A 14,050-nucleotide genomic window follows, 5' to 3' on the forward strand; every position below is an offset into this window, starting at 1 on the left:
GGCCCTACCACGCCGCACCCGTACCGCCGCCGCCCGCCCTGCACCCCTGTCCGAACTGCGGGCTCACCGACCAGGTCCGCGGCGTCCCGGCCGTGTGCCACGCGGGGAGGACGCGGGTCACCACCCGGCCCTCGCAGGGGAGCGGCGACCACCGGACCCGCGAGGTCGTCTCCGACCTCGCCCGCGCCCTGGCACCCGTCCCGATCCGGGACCAGCCACCCGGCCGCGCGGCGACGGTGCTGGGCGCCGTCGCCCTCGTGATCGCCTTCTTCACCTTCTTCGCCGGGAACTTCGCCCGGCAGTTCGACGACGACGCGCCCGCCTTCGCCGCGCCGGTCCGGGACCACCACGCCTTCGAGATCCCCGTGGTGATCCCGGTGGTCGCCGTCATCGCCGGAACCGTCCTTCTCGTCACCGCGGCCGCGCTCCGCGCCTCCGCCGACCGCGAACTCGCCGGCCGGCCCCGGGCCGAACACCTCTGGGCCCAGGCCTGGTACTGCGCCCGCTGCGGCACCGCCCACTTCCCGCCCACCACCGGCGTGCCCACCGGCGTGCCGACGGCCGCCCTCAGCCTCCCGGAGTTCCGCCGCATCGTCTGGACGGCCGGCGGCTACGGCCACCTCGCGGGCCGGTACTGACTCAGAACTCGCTGGTGTCGAGGTCGAGTTCGAATGGCTCGGGCAGTCGCACCGGCACCCCGAACGGGTGCGGCCCCTCGACCCGGGTCCAGCCGAGCGCGCCGGGTTGGGAGAACAGCGTGCAGGCCCGCTCCTGCCGGTCCACCAGGAGGTAGAGCGGCGCACCGAACTGGGCGTAGCGCCGGCGCTTCACCGTCCGGTCGGTGTCGGCGCTGGAAGGCTCGGTCGCCTCGACCACCAGCAGCGTCCGGTCGGGCGTCAACGCCCCGTCGTATCCGGCCAGTTCGGTCGGCACGACGGCCAGGTCGGGCACGTAGCGGTCCGCCGTGCCCGGCAGGGCCAGATCGCCGGAACCGGAGCACAGGCCGCTCGGCCGCAGGACCGGGGCGAGCTGCTGCCGGAGCAGGTCGACGGTGCTCTGGTGCGCCCAGGAGTGCGTCACCGGGACGGTGGCCCCCTCGATGATCTCGGTCTCCACGGGGCGAAGCCTGGTCGCTCTCCAGCGATGTCCCGCTCTGGCCAATTGAACAAGCGCTTGCTTAGAATCGGGCGCGTTCAGCCGTCGAGCCCGAGCGCCCAGGAGACGTCATGGCCGGAGCCACCGGAGTCAACCGTCAGATCCGCCTTGCCAGCCGGCCGCTCGGGGAGGTGCGTCCGGAGGACTGGACGCACGGGGAGGAGGCGGTGCCGGAGCCGGGCGAGGGCGAGTTCCTCGGGCGGACGCGGTACGTGTCGCTGGATCCGGCGATGCGGGGATGGCTGGACGACCGGCCGTCGTACCTGCCGCCGGTGGGACTGGGCGAGGTGATGCGGGCCGGCTCGGTGGTGGAGGTCGTGGCGTCGAACCACCCGGGGTTCCGGGTCGGGGACCACGTGGTCGGGGCCTTCGGGGTGCAGGAGTACGCGGTCTCGGACGGGAAGGGCGCGCTCACGGTCGATCCCGCGCTCGCGCCGCTGTCGACGTACCTGGGCGCCCTCGGGATCCCCGGGATGACGGCGTACTTCGGGCTGCTGGAGGTCGGGGCGCTGAAGGAGGGCGAGACCGTCGTCGTCTCCGGCGCCGCCGGGGCGGTCGGCAGCCTGGTCGGCCAGATCGCCAAGCTGAAGGGCTGCCGGGTGGTGGGCATCGCCGGCGGCCCGGAGAAGTGCGCGCTGCTCACCGGCGAGCTGGGCTTCGACGCCGCGATCGACTACCGCGCCGAGGACGTCCGCAAGGCCCTGCGCACCCACGCCCCGGACGGCATCGACGTCTACTTCGACAACGTCGGCGGCCCCGTCCTGGACGCCGCGCTGACCCGCCTGGCGATGCACGCCCGGGTGGTGGTCTGCGGCGCCATCAGCCAGTACAACAACGAGGGCGCCGTGCAGGGCCCGTCCAACTACCTGTCCCTGCTGGTGCGGCGGGCCCGGATGGAGGGCTTCGTGGTGTTCGACTACGCCCGCCGGTACCCGGAGGCCGCCGCCGAGCTCGCCGGCTGGATCGCGGGGGGCCGGATCAAGGTCAAGGAGCAGGTGGTGGAGGATGGGCCGGCTCTGGTCGCTCGCGTCGACCTGGAGGTACTGGTAGCCGAGTTCGGCCGCGAGCCGGGCCCGGTGGGCGATGAGGGCCCGGTAGATGCCCCGGCCGCGCCAGTCCGGTGCGGTGCCGCCGCCCCAGAGGCCGGCGAACCCGGTGCCCGGGACCAGCTCCATCCGGGCGCCGCTGACCGGGCGGTCGCCGGCCATCGCGACGACCATGCTGACCGTCGGGGTGCCGTGCCGCAGGTGGTCGAGCAACCGCGCGCGCAGCCCGGGGTGCTCGGAGCCGAAAGCCTGTTCGTGGGCCTCCATCAGCAGGTCCACCCCCGCCGGGTCGGTCACCGGGAGTAGCCGGACCCCCTCGGGAAGGGCGGCGTCGGTGGGCAGGTCCGCGATCCGGGCGAGCATCAGCGCCTCGTCCGGCTCCGGGGTGAAGCCGGCCGCCAGCAGCCTGGCGCCGAGGTCGGCGGGGCGGTCGTGGGAGTAGGCCTTCCACTCGAACTCCAGGCCCAGTCCGGCGAAGTGGCGCACCTGCGCGGCGATCGCCGCGTCCGCGCCGGCCTCGTCCAGGCCGGACCAGACCACGCCGTTCCAGCTGTGCTCCGGGCCCACCTGCCGGATCACCGCACCGTCGCGTTCGACGCGACAGCCGGGGTCGGGCGGCGCGTTGCGCCGGAGCCGGTCGTCGAACAGGGCGAGCACCTCGTCATGATCCATCCGCTCACTCCAGCACGGCCCGGGAGCGCGCGCCATCGAGTTTCCGTGCCGCCGACCGCGGGCGACGGTCCCCGGCGGCGGCAGCGCCCGCGGCGGTCGCACCCGCGGGGGACGCACCCGCGGGGGACGCACCCACGGCGGTCGCACCCACGGCGGTCGCACCCGCGGCGGTCGCGCCCGCGGGGGACGCATCCGAGGGGGAAGCATCCGCGCCCGGCGTCCGCTCCGCCGCCCCGATCCGGCCGGACCGGATCGCCTCGCCCGGCGCCCGAGCACCCATGATGGCGTCCAACAGGCCCCGGGCCCGGTCGAGTTCGTCCATCTGCCGGGTGATCCTGGCGCGCTCCCGAGCCAGGCCGGCGAGCAACTCGGGGCAGGTCGGGCCGGGCGGTCGCTGCCCGGGAAGCGGCAGGCCGTGGAGGATCTCGGCGATCACGGTGCTGTTGAGCCCGGCCGCGAGGAGGGTGCGGATGCCCCGGACGGTGTCCACGTCCCGCTCGTCGTACTCGCGGTAGCCGCTGGGGCGGCGCTCGGGGGCGAGCAGCCCCTGTTCCTCGTAGTAGCGCAGGGCGCGCGGGGTGACGCCGGCGCGCCGGGCGAGTTCTCCGATCCGCATCGCGGACACCTCCTCGGCGGAGCGTCCGCGCCGTCCGCCGCGACGTTCCACCGTGCCTCTGCGCCTTGACTCTGCCGTCGGCGTGAAGCTCTAGCGTAGCCGCCGTGACGAACGAACGATCTTCCTCAACCACCCCTGCCCGACCCGCCGTTGCCGTGCTGGGACTGGGCCCGATGGGCCGGGCGCTCGCCGGGGCGCTGCGGGCCGCCGGACATCCGGTCACCGTGTGGAACCGCACGCCGGGCCGGGACGCCGAGCCGCTCGCCCTCGGCGCGCGGTCGGCCGCGAGCGCCGCCGAGGCGGTGGCGGACGCCCCGCTCGCGCTGCTCTGCGTCCGCGACCAGCCGGCCGCCCGGAGCGTGCTGGAGGCGGCCGGAACGGCGCTGCGCGGCCGGACCGTCGTCAACGCCACCTCGGTCTCCCCGGACGACGCGCGGGCGAACGCCGCCGACGCCGAGGCCCGGGGCTTCCGCCTCCTGGACGCCGCGGTCCTCACCCCCACCCCGACCGTCGGCCGCCCGGAGGGCACCGTCCTGCTGAGCGGCGACGCCGAGGCCTTCGCCGCCCACGAGGCCGCACTGCGGGCGCTGGGCGGCACCGTACGCCACGTGGGCGCGGACCCGGGGCGGGCGAGCGCCTTCGACGCCGCCCTGCTCGACCTGTTCTGGACCACCGTGCACGGCTACCTGCACGCCCTGGCGCTGGCCCGCGCCGAGGGCATCGGCGGAGCCGAACTCGCCCCGTACGCCCAGGGCCTGCCACGCCTGCTGCCGCCGCTGATCGACGGCTACGCGCAGCGCGCGGACGAGCGCAGGCATCCGGGCGACCGCAGCAGTCTCGCCTCCGCCGAGGCCGGTCTGGCGCACGTCGCGCACACCGCCCGGGCGCGTGGCCTGGACACGTCCGTGCTGGACGCGGCGCTCGCCCTCACCCGGACGGCGGTCGGCGCCGGGCACGGGGCGGACGGAGTGTCCGTCCTGGTCGAGCTGCTCGCCGGGAGCCGGGCGCCCGGCGGCGGCCCTACTGCGCCAGGTACCCGCCGTCCACCGGCAGCACGACCCCGGTGACGAAGGACGCGTCGTCGGAGGCGAGGAAGAGGACGGCCGCCGCGACCTCGGCCGGGTCCCCGAGCCGCCCCATCGGGTGCCGCTTCTCGATCGCCGCGAGGTACTCCGGGCCACCGGGCTCGTCGTACAGCCGGGCGACGCGCGCGGTGGTGATGGTGCCGGGGGCGACGGCGTTGACCCGGATGCCGCGGTCGGCCCATTCCACGGCGAGGTGTTTGGTGAGGCCGGAGGCGACGAACTTGGCGGGCCCGTACACCGCCTGGCCTCGCTGACCGGCCTCGCCGGAGATGGAGGACAGGCAGACGATCGAGCCGCCGGGCCGGTCCTGGGCGGTCATCGCCTCGATCGCGTACTTGCAGGTGAGGAACATGCCGCGACCGTCCACCGCCATCACGTGGTCCCAGTCCTCGGCGGTGGCCTCGGTGATCTCCATCAGGGGGATGATCCCGGCGTTGGCCACCAGGACGTCCAGTCGCCCGTGCCGCTCGACGGCGGCGGCCACCATCCGGCGGGCGTCCTCGTCCCGGGCCACGTCGCCGACCACCGTGCTGACGGCGCCGGGGAATCGTTCGGCCAGCCGGTCCAGCCCGGCCGTGTCCACATCGGTGGCGACCACCGACGCGCCCTCCCGGGCGAAGCGTTCGGCGACCGCCCTCCCGATGCCGTTGGCCGCACCCGTCACCACACAGGAGCGGCCGGCCAGCCGCCCGCCCGCCGGGCTCTCCGCGTTCACAGTCACCATGGCGGGACTCTACCCAGCCGACGGGCGGGCGCCGGGGCTCTTCGGCCGGTACGCCGGATCCGGACGGTCGGCGGCGCAAAAGCGGTCCCAGAGCGGTCCCAAAGCGGCCCCAAAGCGGCCCCAGAGCGGCCCCGGAACGGCCCCGGAGCGGCCACAGGACGACGCGAAGCGGCGCGAAGGGAGCATGAAGGGACCGCGAAAGGACCGCGAAGAGGCCCCAGAGCGACACGGAGGGAGCACGAGGACGAGGCCGGCGGAGAACCGGAACGGCGGCGGCCGGGACCGTCGGTACGGTCCCGGCCGCCAAGCCGGCTCGACTGCGGGACCTACACCCGCGCGTCGGTGGCCAGGGCCTGCGCCACCGGCAGGTTGGGCTGCGGGTGGGTCAGCAGGTGCACGCCCGCCGCCAGCGCGCCGCCGACCAGCGGAGCGAGCAGGAACAGCCACAGCTGCGACAGCGCCCCGCCGCCCGCGAACAGCGCCGGGCCGAGGCTGCGCGCCGGGTTGACCGAGGTGCCGGTGAGCGGGATGCCGACCAGGTGGACGACCACCAGCGCGACGCCGATCGGCAGCCCGTCGAAGCCGACCGCGGCCAGCCGGTGGGTGACCGCCAGGACGACGTAGACCAGCAGGAAGGTGAGGACGACCTCGGTCAGGAACGCGCCGCCGGCGTTGATGTGCACCTGGGAGCGGTCGCCCCAGCCGTTGGTGCCGAGCTTGCCGTGGGTCTCCAGCCCCGGTATCTGCTTCGCCAGCAGCAGGACGAGCGCCGCGCCCGCGATGCCGCCGAGCACCTGCGCCACCCAGTACGACACCGCCGTGCGGCCGTCGATCCGGCGCGCCAGCAGGAAACCGAGCGTCACCGCCGGGTTGACGTGGCAGCCGGAGATCGGGCCGAGCGCGTACGCGAGCGCCAACAGCACGAAGCCGAAGGCGAACGCGATGCCCACCGGACCGATCGCCTCCCCCGCGAGCACCGCCGCACCCACCGCCAGCAACACCAGCAGCAGGGTCCCGACGAACTCGCCGATCACCGCCCGCCTGTCCGTTCCGCCCATGCGCCTGGTCCTCCTGACCGTCAGGGCAGGCGGTCCGGTGCCGCCCACGTCCGGCCAACCCTGGTCGACCGTTCGAGGGACCGCATGTCGGCCGGACGGCTCAGCGCCGTGTTCACGGCGCGTCCGCCTGCCGAATTACTCCGAACGGATGAAACCGTACGAAAATGGCGAGCTCAATGCAAAACGGAGGTAAAACGGGCAGACGGGTACAGGACGGGCGATGAACGGCTACCGGACCGTCAGCACGATCTTTCCGCGCAGGTGCCCGGCCTCGCTGACCCGCTGTGCCTCGGCCGCCTCCGCCAGCGGGAACACCCGGTGCAGCGGCAGCCGCAGGGTGCCCGCCTCGTGCAGGGCGAGCGCGGCCGCGAACGCGCGCCGGTGGTGGGACTCCACGCCCTCGACGCCGCCGTTGAACCGGACGCCGTGCTCCTGCGCCCCCACGACGTCGGCGATCGTCAGCACCCGGTCCGCGCTGCCCGTCAGCTCGATCGACAGCGGCAGCACCCCGCCCCGCCCGGCCGCGTCCAGCGCCCGGTCCACCCCGCCGGGCGCGGCGGCCCGCACCCGCTCGGCCAGGCCCTCGCCGTACGCCACCGGGATCGCGCCGAGCTCGCGCAGGTGGTCGTGGTTCGCCTCGCTCGCGGTGCCGACCACGGTGATCCCGCGCGCCCGGGCGAACTGGAGCAGCACGGTGCCGACCCCGCCGGCCGCGCCGTGCACCAGCAGCGTCTCGCCCGACCGCACGCCCAGCAGGTCGAGGACCCGCTCGGAGGTCTCGGCCGCCGTCGGGATCGCGGCGGCCTCCTCCCAGCCCAGCCCCGCGGGCTTGTGGGCCAGCACCGCCGCGTCCACCAGCGCGTGCTCCGCGTACGCGCCGCCCATCATGCTGCCGAACACCTCGTCGCCGGGCGCGAAGCCGCTCACCCCGGCGCCGACGGCCTCGACCACGCCGGACACCTCGACACCGGGCACATAGGGGAAGACGACCGGGAAGAGCCCGGCCAGCTCGCCGGTGCGCAGCCTGCGGTCCACCGGGTTGACGCCCACGGCGCGGACCGCGACCCGCACCTGGCCGGGCCCGGGCGCGGGCAGCTCGATGTCGATCGGGCGCAGCACGTCCGCGCCGCCGAACTCGGAGAAGGCGATCGCCTTGGTCATGGAAGGTCCTTAGGTTTCAGTGGCGTTGCCGGCGGCTTCGCCGACGGAGTCGTCGGCGGAGCCGGCCTGTGGAACCGGCCTGTGGAGCCGGCCTGTGGAGCCGGCCTGTGGAGCCGGCCTGTGGAGCCGGTCGCTTCCGACGACTTCCATCCTGTGCCCGGAACGGCGCGGGCCCGCCCGGCCCTTCGGACGGTTCGACCTGTCCGAACGGCCAGGCCACGACGGCGGCACCCGAACTAGGCTGGACCGCATGGACGACATGAACGGCGCGGCGGACACCGCCGGCACGGACGAGCCCTGGCGGCGGCACTGGGGCCGCCCCGAGGACGCGCTGGCCCGGGCCGTCGAGGTGCTGCGCGCTCCCCGGCCGGACATCCTCCCCCGCCTGTCCGAGGTGCTCGACACCCTCGTCCCGCATACCGCGCTCGCGCAGCTCAGCGGCGTCTGCACGTTCAACCCCACGCACGGCTACGGCCCGCCCGAGCTCACCGCGGCCATCAGTACGCGGGACCTGTCCCGGCTGGCCGAACGCGCGGCCGCGACCACCTCGGCCGGCCGGCCCTGGCAGGGCGAGGCCGAACTCGCCGGACGGACCCGGCCGGTGGTGGTCGTGGCCACCACGCCGGCCGACGACAGCGGCGCCGTGCTGGTCCTCGTCCGGGCGGGCACCGGACCCGTCGCACCCGGGGCACTCGCCGTCCTGCAACAGCTGTGGGATCTGGTGGTCGCCCACTCCGACCACCGCGCCACCGACGCCGCCCCCACCCAGACGGCCGCCTCCCGTGCCTCCGCCAACGCCCGGGCCCGCGCCATCGCCGAGTTCACCGGCACCCACAGCGCCGCGCTCACCGCGATCCTGGCGCCGCTGCGCGCACCCGGCCTGGACGACGCCACGGCCCGCCGCACCGCCACCGAGCTGGCCGTCACCGCCCTGCTCGACCTGCGCCAGGGCGCCGAACTCGACCGCACGCTCAGCGAGCAGCCCGCCGACGCCGCCTTCGCCCGCCTGGTGCGCGAGCTGCGCCCACTGCTGCGCCACACCCGGGTCCACCTCGACGCCGCGCCCCCGGCGGAGGCCGGCCGCTCCATCCCGGCGGACGCCGCGCACACCGCCCGCGACGCCGTCCGGGTGGCCGTGCTGCTGATGCTGGAACAGGAGAAGCCGACCCGGCTGCACGTCAGCTGGCAGCTCACGGCCGACGGCCTGCTGCGCGCCGTGGTGCGCGGCGACGGCCTCGGCGCCCTGACCGCCGACGCCCTCACCGTCCACCGCACCGCCGACCGCATCACCGCCCTCGGCGGACACCACGGCGTCGAGGCGGTCCCCGGCTGGGGCACCACGGTGACCGTCGACCTCCCGCTGGCCCTGCCCGAACCCGCCCTCGTCACCGACCCGCTGGACGGCCTCCAGCCGCGCGAACGGGAGGTCCTCGACCAGTTGGCGCGCGGCCGCCGCAACCGGGACATCGCGGCGACGCTGCGGATCAGCGAGTCGACGGTGAAGTTCCACGTCGCCAACATCCTCGCCAAGCTCGACGTGTCCTCGCGCGGCGAGGCCGCCGCCCTGGCCCACCGCGCCGGACTGCCGCGCGGGCCGGTCGGGCTGCACGCGGCGTCCTGAACTCCCTCCCCCCGAAAGAAGACCCTCGTGACCGACCCCACCACCTGGGACCCGGCCGTCCCCGGCATCCTGCGCCTGCCCTCCGGTCGCCTCCTGCGCGGCCGCGGCCTCAGCCGCCCCCTGCCGCCCGGCCCCCGACCGGACTTCGGCCTCTACCTGTTGGGCCGCCCGCCGCACGTCGACTGGCCGAGCCGCTGGGTGCGCTGGCCCGACTTCCGCCTCCCCGCCGACCGCGCGGACGCCGCCGACGCCTTCCGCGAGGCCTGGGAGCGCGCCGCCACCGAACGCGTCGAACTCGCCTGCGCCGGCGGGCGAGGACGCACGGGCACCGCCCTCGCCTGCATCGCCGTCCTGGACGGCGTCCCGGCCGCCGAGGCCGTGCCGTACGTGCGGGAGCACTACAGCCGGCACGCCGTCGAAACGCCGTGGCAGCGCAAGTTCGTGGAGCGGCTAGCCTAGGCGGGGTGGGTAGCGCTCCAGAGATCTCGGTGGCCAATGAGGTCACCGGAACGGTCAACGGTGACGTGATCCAGGCCGGAACGGTCAACCTGACCAAGGCCGTTGAGCCAGAGGTCACCGCCGGGTCCATGGCCGCCGCCCGCGCCGCGTACGCCCGGCGGGTGCGGGAGACGTACGGGCGGCTCGACCTGGAGGTGCTCACCCCGCTCTCCGAGCAGGGCGAGCACCCGGCGGTCGAGCTGCGGGAGGTGTTCGTCACCCCGCAGGTGCGGGAGAACCCGCCACCGGTGGAGCTGCCACGAGAGCTGGTCCACCGACTGCTCACGAGTGGCGAGTTCACGGCGGAGGAACTGCCGGGCAACCTCGGGCAATCTGCCCTCGAACGGCTGCGCAACGAGTACCTGAACCGGCCGACGGAGGACGTGCTCTCCGTCCTCGCCGGGCCGCGCGGCGAACGGGTGGTCCTGCTCGGCGACCCAGGGGCGGGGAAGTCCACGCTCGCCCGGTACCTGGCCCTCACGCTGGTGCAGGACGTCGACGGTCCGCTCGCCCCGCTGGGCGGCCTGGTGCCACTGGTGGTCGAGCTGCGCCAGTACGCCGAGGGGCAGTGGCGCGAGCGCACGTTCGAGGACTTCCTCGACCACCGCCACACCGTCGCCGGAATGTCCCTCCCCGGCCCCGAGCTGCGCCAACTCCTCACCGAGGGGCGGGTCGTGGTCGTCTTCGACGGCCTGGACGAACTCTTCGACCCGGGCGTGCGCGCCGCCGCCGCCGAACGCATCGCCGCCTTCGCCGCCCGCTACGACCGGGCGCGCGTGGTTGTCACCTCGCGCGTCATCGGTTACCAGCGCAGCGCCCTCGGCGGCGCCGGGTTTACCCACTTCATGCTCCAGGACCTCGATCCGGAGCGGATCGCCTACTTCGCCCGCCGCTGGTACGCCATCGCCTGCCCGGCGGATGCCGAGCTGGCCGGTCGGCTGTTCGACCGCATCACCAGTGCCGTCGAGGCGTCCCGCCCCATCCGGGAACTCGCGGGCAACCCCTTGCTGTTGACCATCCTGACCATCATCGGCCGGCGTCAGACCCTGCCCCGCGACCGCCAGGGCGTCTACGAGCACGCGGTACGGGTCCTGGTCGCCCACTGGGACCGCGACACCAAGCACCTCAGCATCCCCCTGAAGCCCGGCGCCGCCGAGGCCCTCGGCCTCCTCGACGACCGCGAACGCCTGGAACTGCTCCGGCTGCTCGCCCGCCGCATGCAGGAGGGAACGGGTGGCATCGCCGGGAACCACATCCACGCGGAGGAGCTGGAGGAGGTGTTCCGCGACTACTTCACCCAGTTCGGCCTCCCGCCCCACCAGTGCCTCGCCGCCGCCCGCGCGCTGCGCGACCAGCTGCGGGAGCGCAACTTCATCCTGGCCCGGTACGGCGGCGAGGTCTACGGATTCGTCCACCGGGCGTTCCTGGAGTACCTCGCGGCGGCGGACATCGTCCACCGCTACACGGTGGGACGGGCGTGGTCGCCGGAGGAGCTGATCGAGGAGGTCTTCGAGCGGAGGACGGACGACCCGGCGTGGCACGAGGTGCTGCTGCTGGTGGTCAACCAGTTGAGCGAGACGGATGCGGGGAGGGTGGTCGACCGACTGCTGGACCGGGGGGACGAGCCGTCACTGGTCCTGGCCTTCCGGTCCCTGGCCGAGGTTCGGAAGATCGGACTGCTGCACGCGCAGAGCGACCGGGCCGTCGACCGTCTCATCAGCGCCTTCGTCACGTACTACGACTACGCCGTCCTCCACAGCGATCAGCTGATGACCGCGCTCTCCGCGCTGTGTTCCGTGCCAGGTTGGACCGGGCGCGATCACTACCTCCGGTGGTTCCATCTCCGGGGACAGTTCCTCGCCGGAGCCGGTACGGCGACGATCGCGGCCACGACCCTCCACACCGACTTCCGGACCACGCGGGCCCTCGCCACGTTCGGGTCCCCGGCCACCAGGGAGTTCGCCGTGGCCGGCCTGGCCCGGCGCTGGAGCGCCCATCCGGGTATCGTGGCCGCCTTGTGCGACCTCGCCGTCCGATCCGGCCACGACCGGGCGAGCGCCGCCGCGCTGGCCGAACTGGCGGAGCGCTGGCCCGATCATCCGCGGGTCCCCCTTCCGTCCGTCGTCGGGCCCGATGCCGACGACGACCGGACAGCGGAAGTCGTCCAGGCGCTCAATACGCTGTTGACGCGCCTGTCGGCCGACCCCGACGACCACACCCCGATGCTGAACGCCGTCGCACACGAGTCGGTGATCCTCCGTGCCACCGCCCTCCAGCGACTCGCGCGGGTGTGGCCCTCGCATCCCGAGGTCTTCGCCACGTTGCTCGACCGTGCCGTCAACGACTCGGACAGCCGCATCCGCTACGCGGCGGTTCACGAGCTGGCGACCCGGTGGGCCAAGACCCCGGCCGTCCTGATGCTGCTGCGCGAGCGTGCCGGTCACGATCCTGACGCCGTCGTTCGCGTTCGCGCTCTGTCGAACCTCGCCGCCGAGAACCCCGACGACCCCGGGATCGTTTCGTCGCTCACCCGCGCGGCCGTCGATGCAGAACCTGGACGGGCGCGGGGATCGGCACTGGAAGCGCTGTCCGAATACCGGGGCTCACGGGACGAGACGGCTCTCCTGCTCCTGGATCGCATCGAGAAGGATCCCGCTCACACGGTTCGCGGCACGGCACTCAGTTGCTACGCGGTGCTCGTCCCCGGATCCGCAGAGGACGTCATCCGGCGCAGGGCGGCCGACGATCCCAGCCCGGAGGTGCGCGGCCGAGCACTGACCATGCTCGCCTGGCAGTGGCCCAGCAGCCCGGAGACCGGCGAGGCCCTCCGACGTGCTCTTGCCGATCCCGAGGTCCGCGAGGCCGCCCGAGCCGGGCTCGGGGCGGTCGCGCACCTCACCTCCGGCACTTGAATCCCCTCAGAGGTCCCAGGTGCGGGCCGCCGCCCACGTCTCCAGCGGCTGCCAGTCGATCTCGGGGTGCTCGGCGTGCAGCGCTCCGGTGTCGATGGTGAGGCCGGGCTCCTGGAAGTAGCGGAACATCGTGGCGAGGTCCTCGGAGTACCCCGCCACGACCGAGAGCGGCACCTCCACGCAGCGGATCGGCCGGCCGCTCGCCGCAGTGATCGCGGCGGCGATCTGCTCGCCGGTGCGCCACTGGGAGGCGATGTCGATGCGGCGGCCCGCGTAGACGGCGGGCCGGGCGAGGACGTGGGCGGCGAAGGCGCCGATGGTGTCGGCGGCGATCACGGGGAGCGGGACGCCGGGCGGCATGGGGAGGTGGAAGACGCCGTCGCGGAGGGACTGGAGGGTCCAGTCGTTGGCGTAGTTGTCCATGAAGGCGGCCGGGCCGAGGACGGTCCACGGCAGGCCGAGGCCGGCCAGGTGCCGCTCGACCCGGTACTTGCTGTCGAAGTGCGGGATGCCGGTGGAGCGGTCGGCGTTGGTGGCGGAGGTGTAGACGACGTGCCGGACGCTTCCAGCGGCCCGGGCGGCGTCCAGCAGGGCGGTGGCCTGGCGGACTTCGGCGTCGGGGTCGGTGCCGAACGGGGTGGACATCGCGAACAGCGCGCCGGCGCCGTCGAGTGCCGCGGCGAGCGAGGCCGGGTCGTCGAAGTCGGCGCGGACCACGTCGGCGCCGAGGGCGGCGAGTTCGGCGGCGGCGGGCGAGCCGGGCTCGCGGGTGAGGGCGCGGACGGGGCGGCCGGCGCGCAGCAGGGCGCGGGCGGTGGCACCGCCCTGGGCTCCGGTGGCTCCGGTGACGGCGACGGGAGGCGTGGCGGCGACGGGAGGCGAAGGCTCGATTATCTGCGTCATGCAGACAACATAGGGCGCCGTCTCTGCGCGACGCAAACAATTATCGGGCGGCCGGTTACCCTTCCCCCATGACGATGTCCCGCGACGAGCTGATGGCCCGACTGTGGCCGGTCTCGCGCCGCTACCTGGCCTCGTACGTGCTGTTCAACCAGGCCGTCGCCGACCACCTGGGCATGCACCCGACCGACGTCCAGTGCCTCAACCTGCTCACCCTGGAGGACGGGCCGGTCACCACCGGCCGGATCGCCGACCTCACCGGGCTCACCAGCGGCTCGGCCACCCGGCTGGTCGACCGGCTGGAGAAGGCCGGGCTGGTCACCCGGCAGCGCGACGAGGCGGACCGGCGGCGGGTGCTGGTCGCGGTCCGCCCCGAGGCGCTGGAGCGCTACGGGGCGGTGTGGCGCGAGCTGTCCACCGACTGGGTGGCCGCCTTCGCCGAGGACACCGAGGTCGAACTCGACTTCCTGCTACGGCACATGAACCGCACGGTCGAGCTGAGCCACCGGCAGATCGCCCGGCTCGCGGCGATGGATCCGGGCGGCTCGGACGGGCCCTGAGCCCGCTCGGACGGATCCCCCGGGCAGGCCGGGCGGGTCCCC

11 protein-coding genes and 3 pseudogenes are annotated in these 14,050 nt (G+C 74.5%); 7 read left to right on the forward strand and 7 right to left on the reverse strand.

Annotation, left to right across the window (positions count from 1 at the left end; all coding sequences use genetic code 11):
• A pseudogene (locus tag ACIQOV_RS05965) lies at nucleotides 1-638 on the forward strand (hypothetical protein); the annotation flags it as partial.
• A gap of 1 nt (nucleotide 639) precedes the next feature.
• On the opposite strand, the gene ACIQOV_RS05970 reads toward ACIQOV_RS05965, so the two are convergent.
• Nucleotides 640-1,116 carry a Uma2 family endonuclease gene (locus tag ACIQOV_RS05970; protein WP_401045367.1) on the reverse strand — a complete coding sequence of 159 codons (477 nt, stop codon included), beginning with the start codon at nucleotides 1,114-1,116 and terminating at the stop codon, nucleotides 640-642.
• A 110-nt stretch (nucleotides 1,117-1,226) separates the two neighbouring features.
• On the opposite strand from ACIQOV_RS05970, the pseudogene ACIQOV_RS05975 reads away from it, so the two are divergent.
• Nucleotides 1,227-2,081: pseudogene (locus tag ACIQOV_RS05975) on the forward strand (NADP-dependent oxidoreductase); the annotation flags it as partial.
• 66 nt (nucleotides 2,082-2,147) lie between these two features.
• Here ACIQOV_RS05975 and ACIQOV_RS05980 read toward each other — a convergent pair.
• A pseudogene (locus ACIQOV_RS05980) lies at nucleotides 2,148-2,873 on the reverse strand (GNAT family N-acetyltransferase); the annotation flags it as partial.
• Nucleotides 2,874-2,877: 4 nt separating this feature from the next.
• On the reverse strand, nucleotides 2,878-3,489 hold the full coding sequence (locus ACIQOV_RS05985; protein ID WP_401045370.1) for a MerR family transcriptional regulator: 612 nt from the start codon (nucleotides 3,487-3,489) through the stop codon (nucleotides 2,878-2,880).
• Between the two features lie 155 nt (nucleotides 3,490-3,644).
• On the opposite strand from ACIQOV_RS05985, the gene ACIQOV_RS05990 reads away from it, so the two are divergent.
• Nucleotides 3,645-4,556, forward strand: coding sequence for an NAD(P)-binding domain-containing protein (locus tag ACIQOV_RS05990; protein WP_401045373.1), 912 nt, complete (start codon nucleotides 3,645-3,647; stop codon nucleotides 4,554-4,556).
• On the opposite strand, the gene ACIQOV_RS05995 is transcribed toward ACIQOV_RS05990, so the two are convergent.
• The 3 genes from ACIQOV_RS05995 to ACIQOV_RS06005 form a co-directional block, all read right to left on the reverse strand.
• Nucleotides 4,510-5,298 carry an SDR family NAD(P)-dependent oxidoreductase gene (locus tag ACIQOV_RS05995; protein WP_401045374.1) on the reverse strand — a complete coding sequence of 263 codons (789 nt, stop codon included), beginning with the start codon at nucleotides 5,296-5,298 and terminating at the stop codon, nucleotides 4,510-4,512. The genes ACIQOV_RS05990 and ACIQOV_RS05995 overlap by 47 nt on opposite strands.
• Before the next feature lie 326 nt (nucleotides 5,299-5,624).
• Nucleotides 5,625-6,356, reverse strand: coding sequence for an MIP family channel protein (locus ACIQOV_RS06000; RefSeq protein WP_380537783.1), 732 nt, complete (start codon nucleotides 6,354-6,356; stop codon nucleotides 5,625-5,627).
• A gap of 228 nt (nucleotides 6,357-6,584) precedes the next feature.
• Entirely contained in the window at nucleotides 6,585-7,517 is a 933-nt protein-coding gene (locus ACIQOV_RS06005; RefSeq protein ID WP_401045376.1) for an NADP-dependent oxidoreductase, read from the reverse strand.
• A gap of 250 nt (nucleotides 7,518-7,767) precedes the next feature.
• Between ACIQOV_RS06005 and ACIQOV_RS06010 the strand changes: the two genes are divergently transcribed.
• From ACIQOV_RS06010 to ACIQOV_RS06020, 3 genes are read left to right on the forward strand one after another with little or no spacing between them, the layout of a single operon-like run.
• The gene (locus ACIQOV_RS06010; RefSeq protein ID WP_401045379.1) at nucleotides 7,768-9,138 is read left to right on the forward strand and encodes a LuxR C-terminal-related transcriptional regulator; all 1,371 of its coding nucleotides are present in this window, start codon (nucleotides 7,768-7,770) and stop codon (nucleotides 9,136-9,138) included.
• A 27-nt stretch (nucleotides 9,139-9,165) separates the two neighbouring features.
• Nucleotides 9,166-9,597 (forward strand): protein phosphatase, encoded by a 432-nt coding sequence (locus ACIQOV_RS06015; protein ID WP_387689673.1) that lies wholly within the window; start codon nucleotides 9,166-9,168, stop codon nucleotides 9,595-9,597.
• Between the two features lie 5 nt (nucleotides 9,598-9,602).
• Nucleotides 9,603-12,548: an NACHT domain-containing protein gene (locus ACIQOV_RS06020; protein WP_401045382.1), complete on the forward strand. Its 2,946-nt coding sequence runs from the start codon at nucleotides 9,603-9,605 to the stop codon at nucleotides 12,546-12,548.
• A gap of 6 nt (nucleotides 12,549-12,554) precedes the next feature.
• Here the strand turns inward: ACIQOV_RS06020 and ACIQOV_RS06025 are convergent, their stop codons facing one another.
• Nucleotides 12,555-13,451 carry an NmrA/HSCARG family protein gene (locus ACIQOV_RS06025; protein WP_401045385.1) on the reverse strand — a complete coding sequence of 299 codons (897 nt, stop codon included), beginning with the start codon at nucleotides 13,449-13,451 and terminating at the stop codon, nucleotides 12,555-12,557.
• 74 nt (nucleotides 13,452-13,525) lie between these two features.
• Between ACIQOV_RS06025 and ACIQOV_RS06030 the strand changes: the two genes are divergently transcribed.
• A complete protein-coding gene (locus tag ACIQOV_RS06030; protein WP_401045387.1) occupies nucleotides 13,526-14,008 on the forward strand; it encodes a MarR family winged helix-turn-helix transcriptional regulator in 483 nt (160 codons plus the stop codon).
• Nucleotides 14,009-14,050 lie beyond the last annotated feature (42 nt).

Origin of the sequence: Kitasatospora sp. NPDC091257, assembly GCF_044757675.1 — a bacterium.
GTDB lineage: Bacteria > Actinomycetota > Actinomycetes > Streptomycetales > Streptomycetaceae > Kitasatospora > Kitasatospora lactacystinica.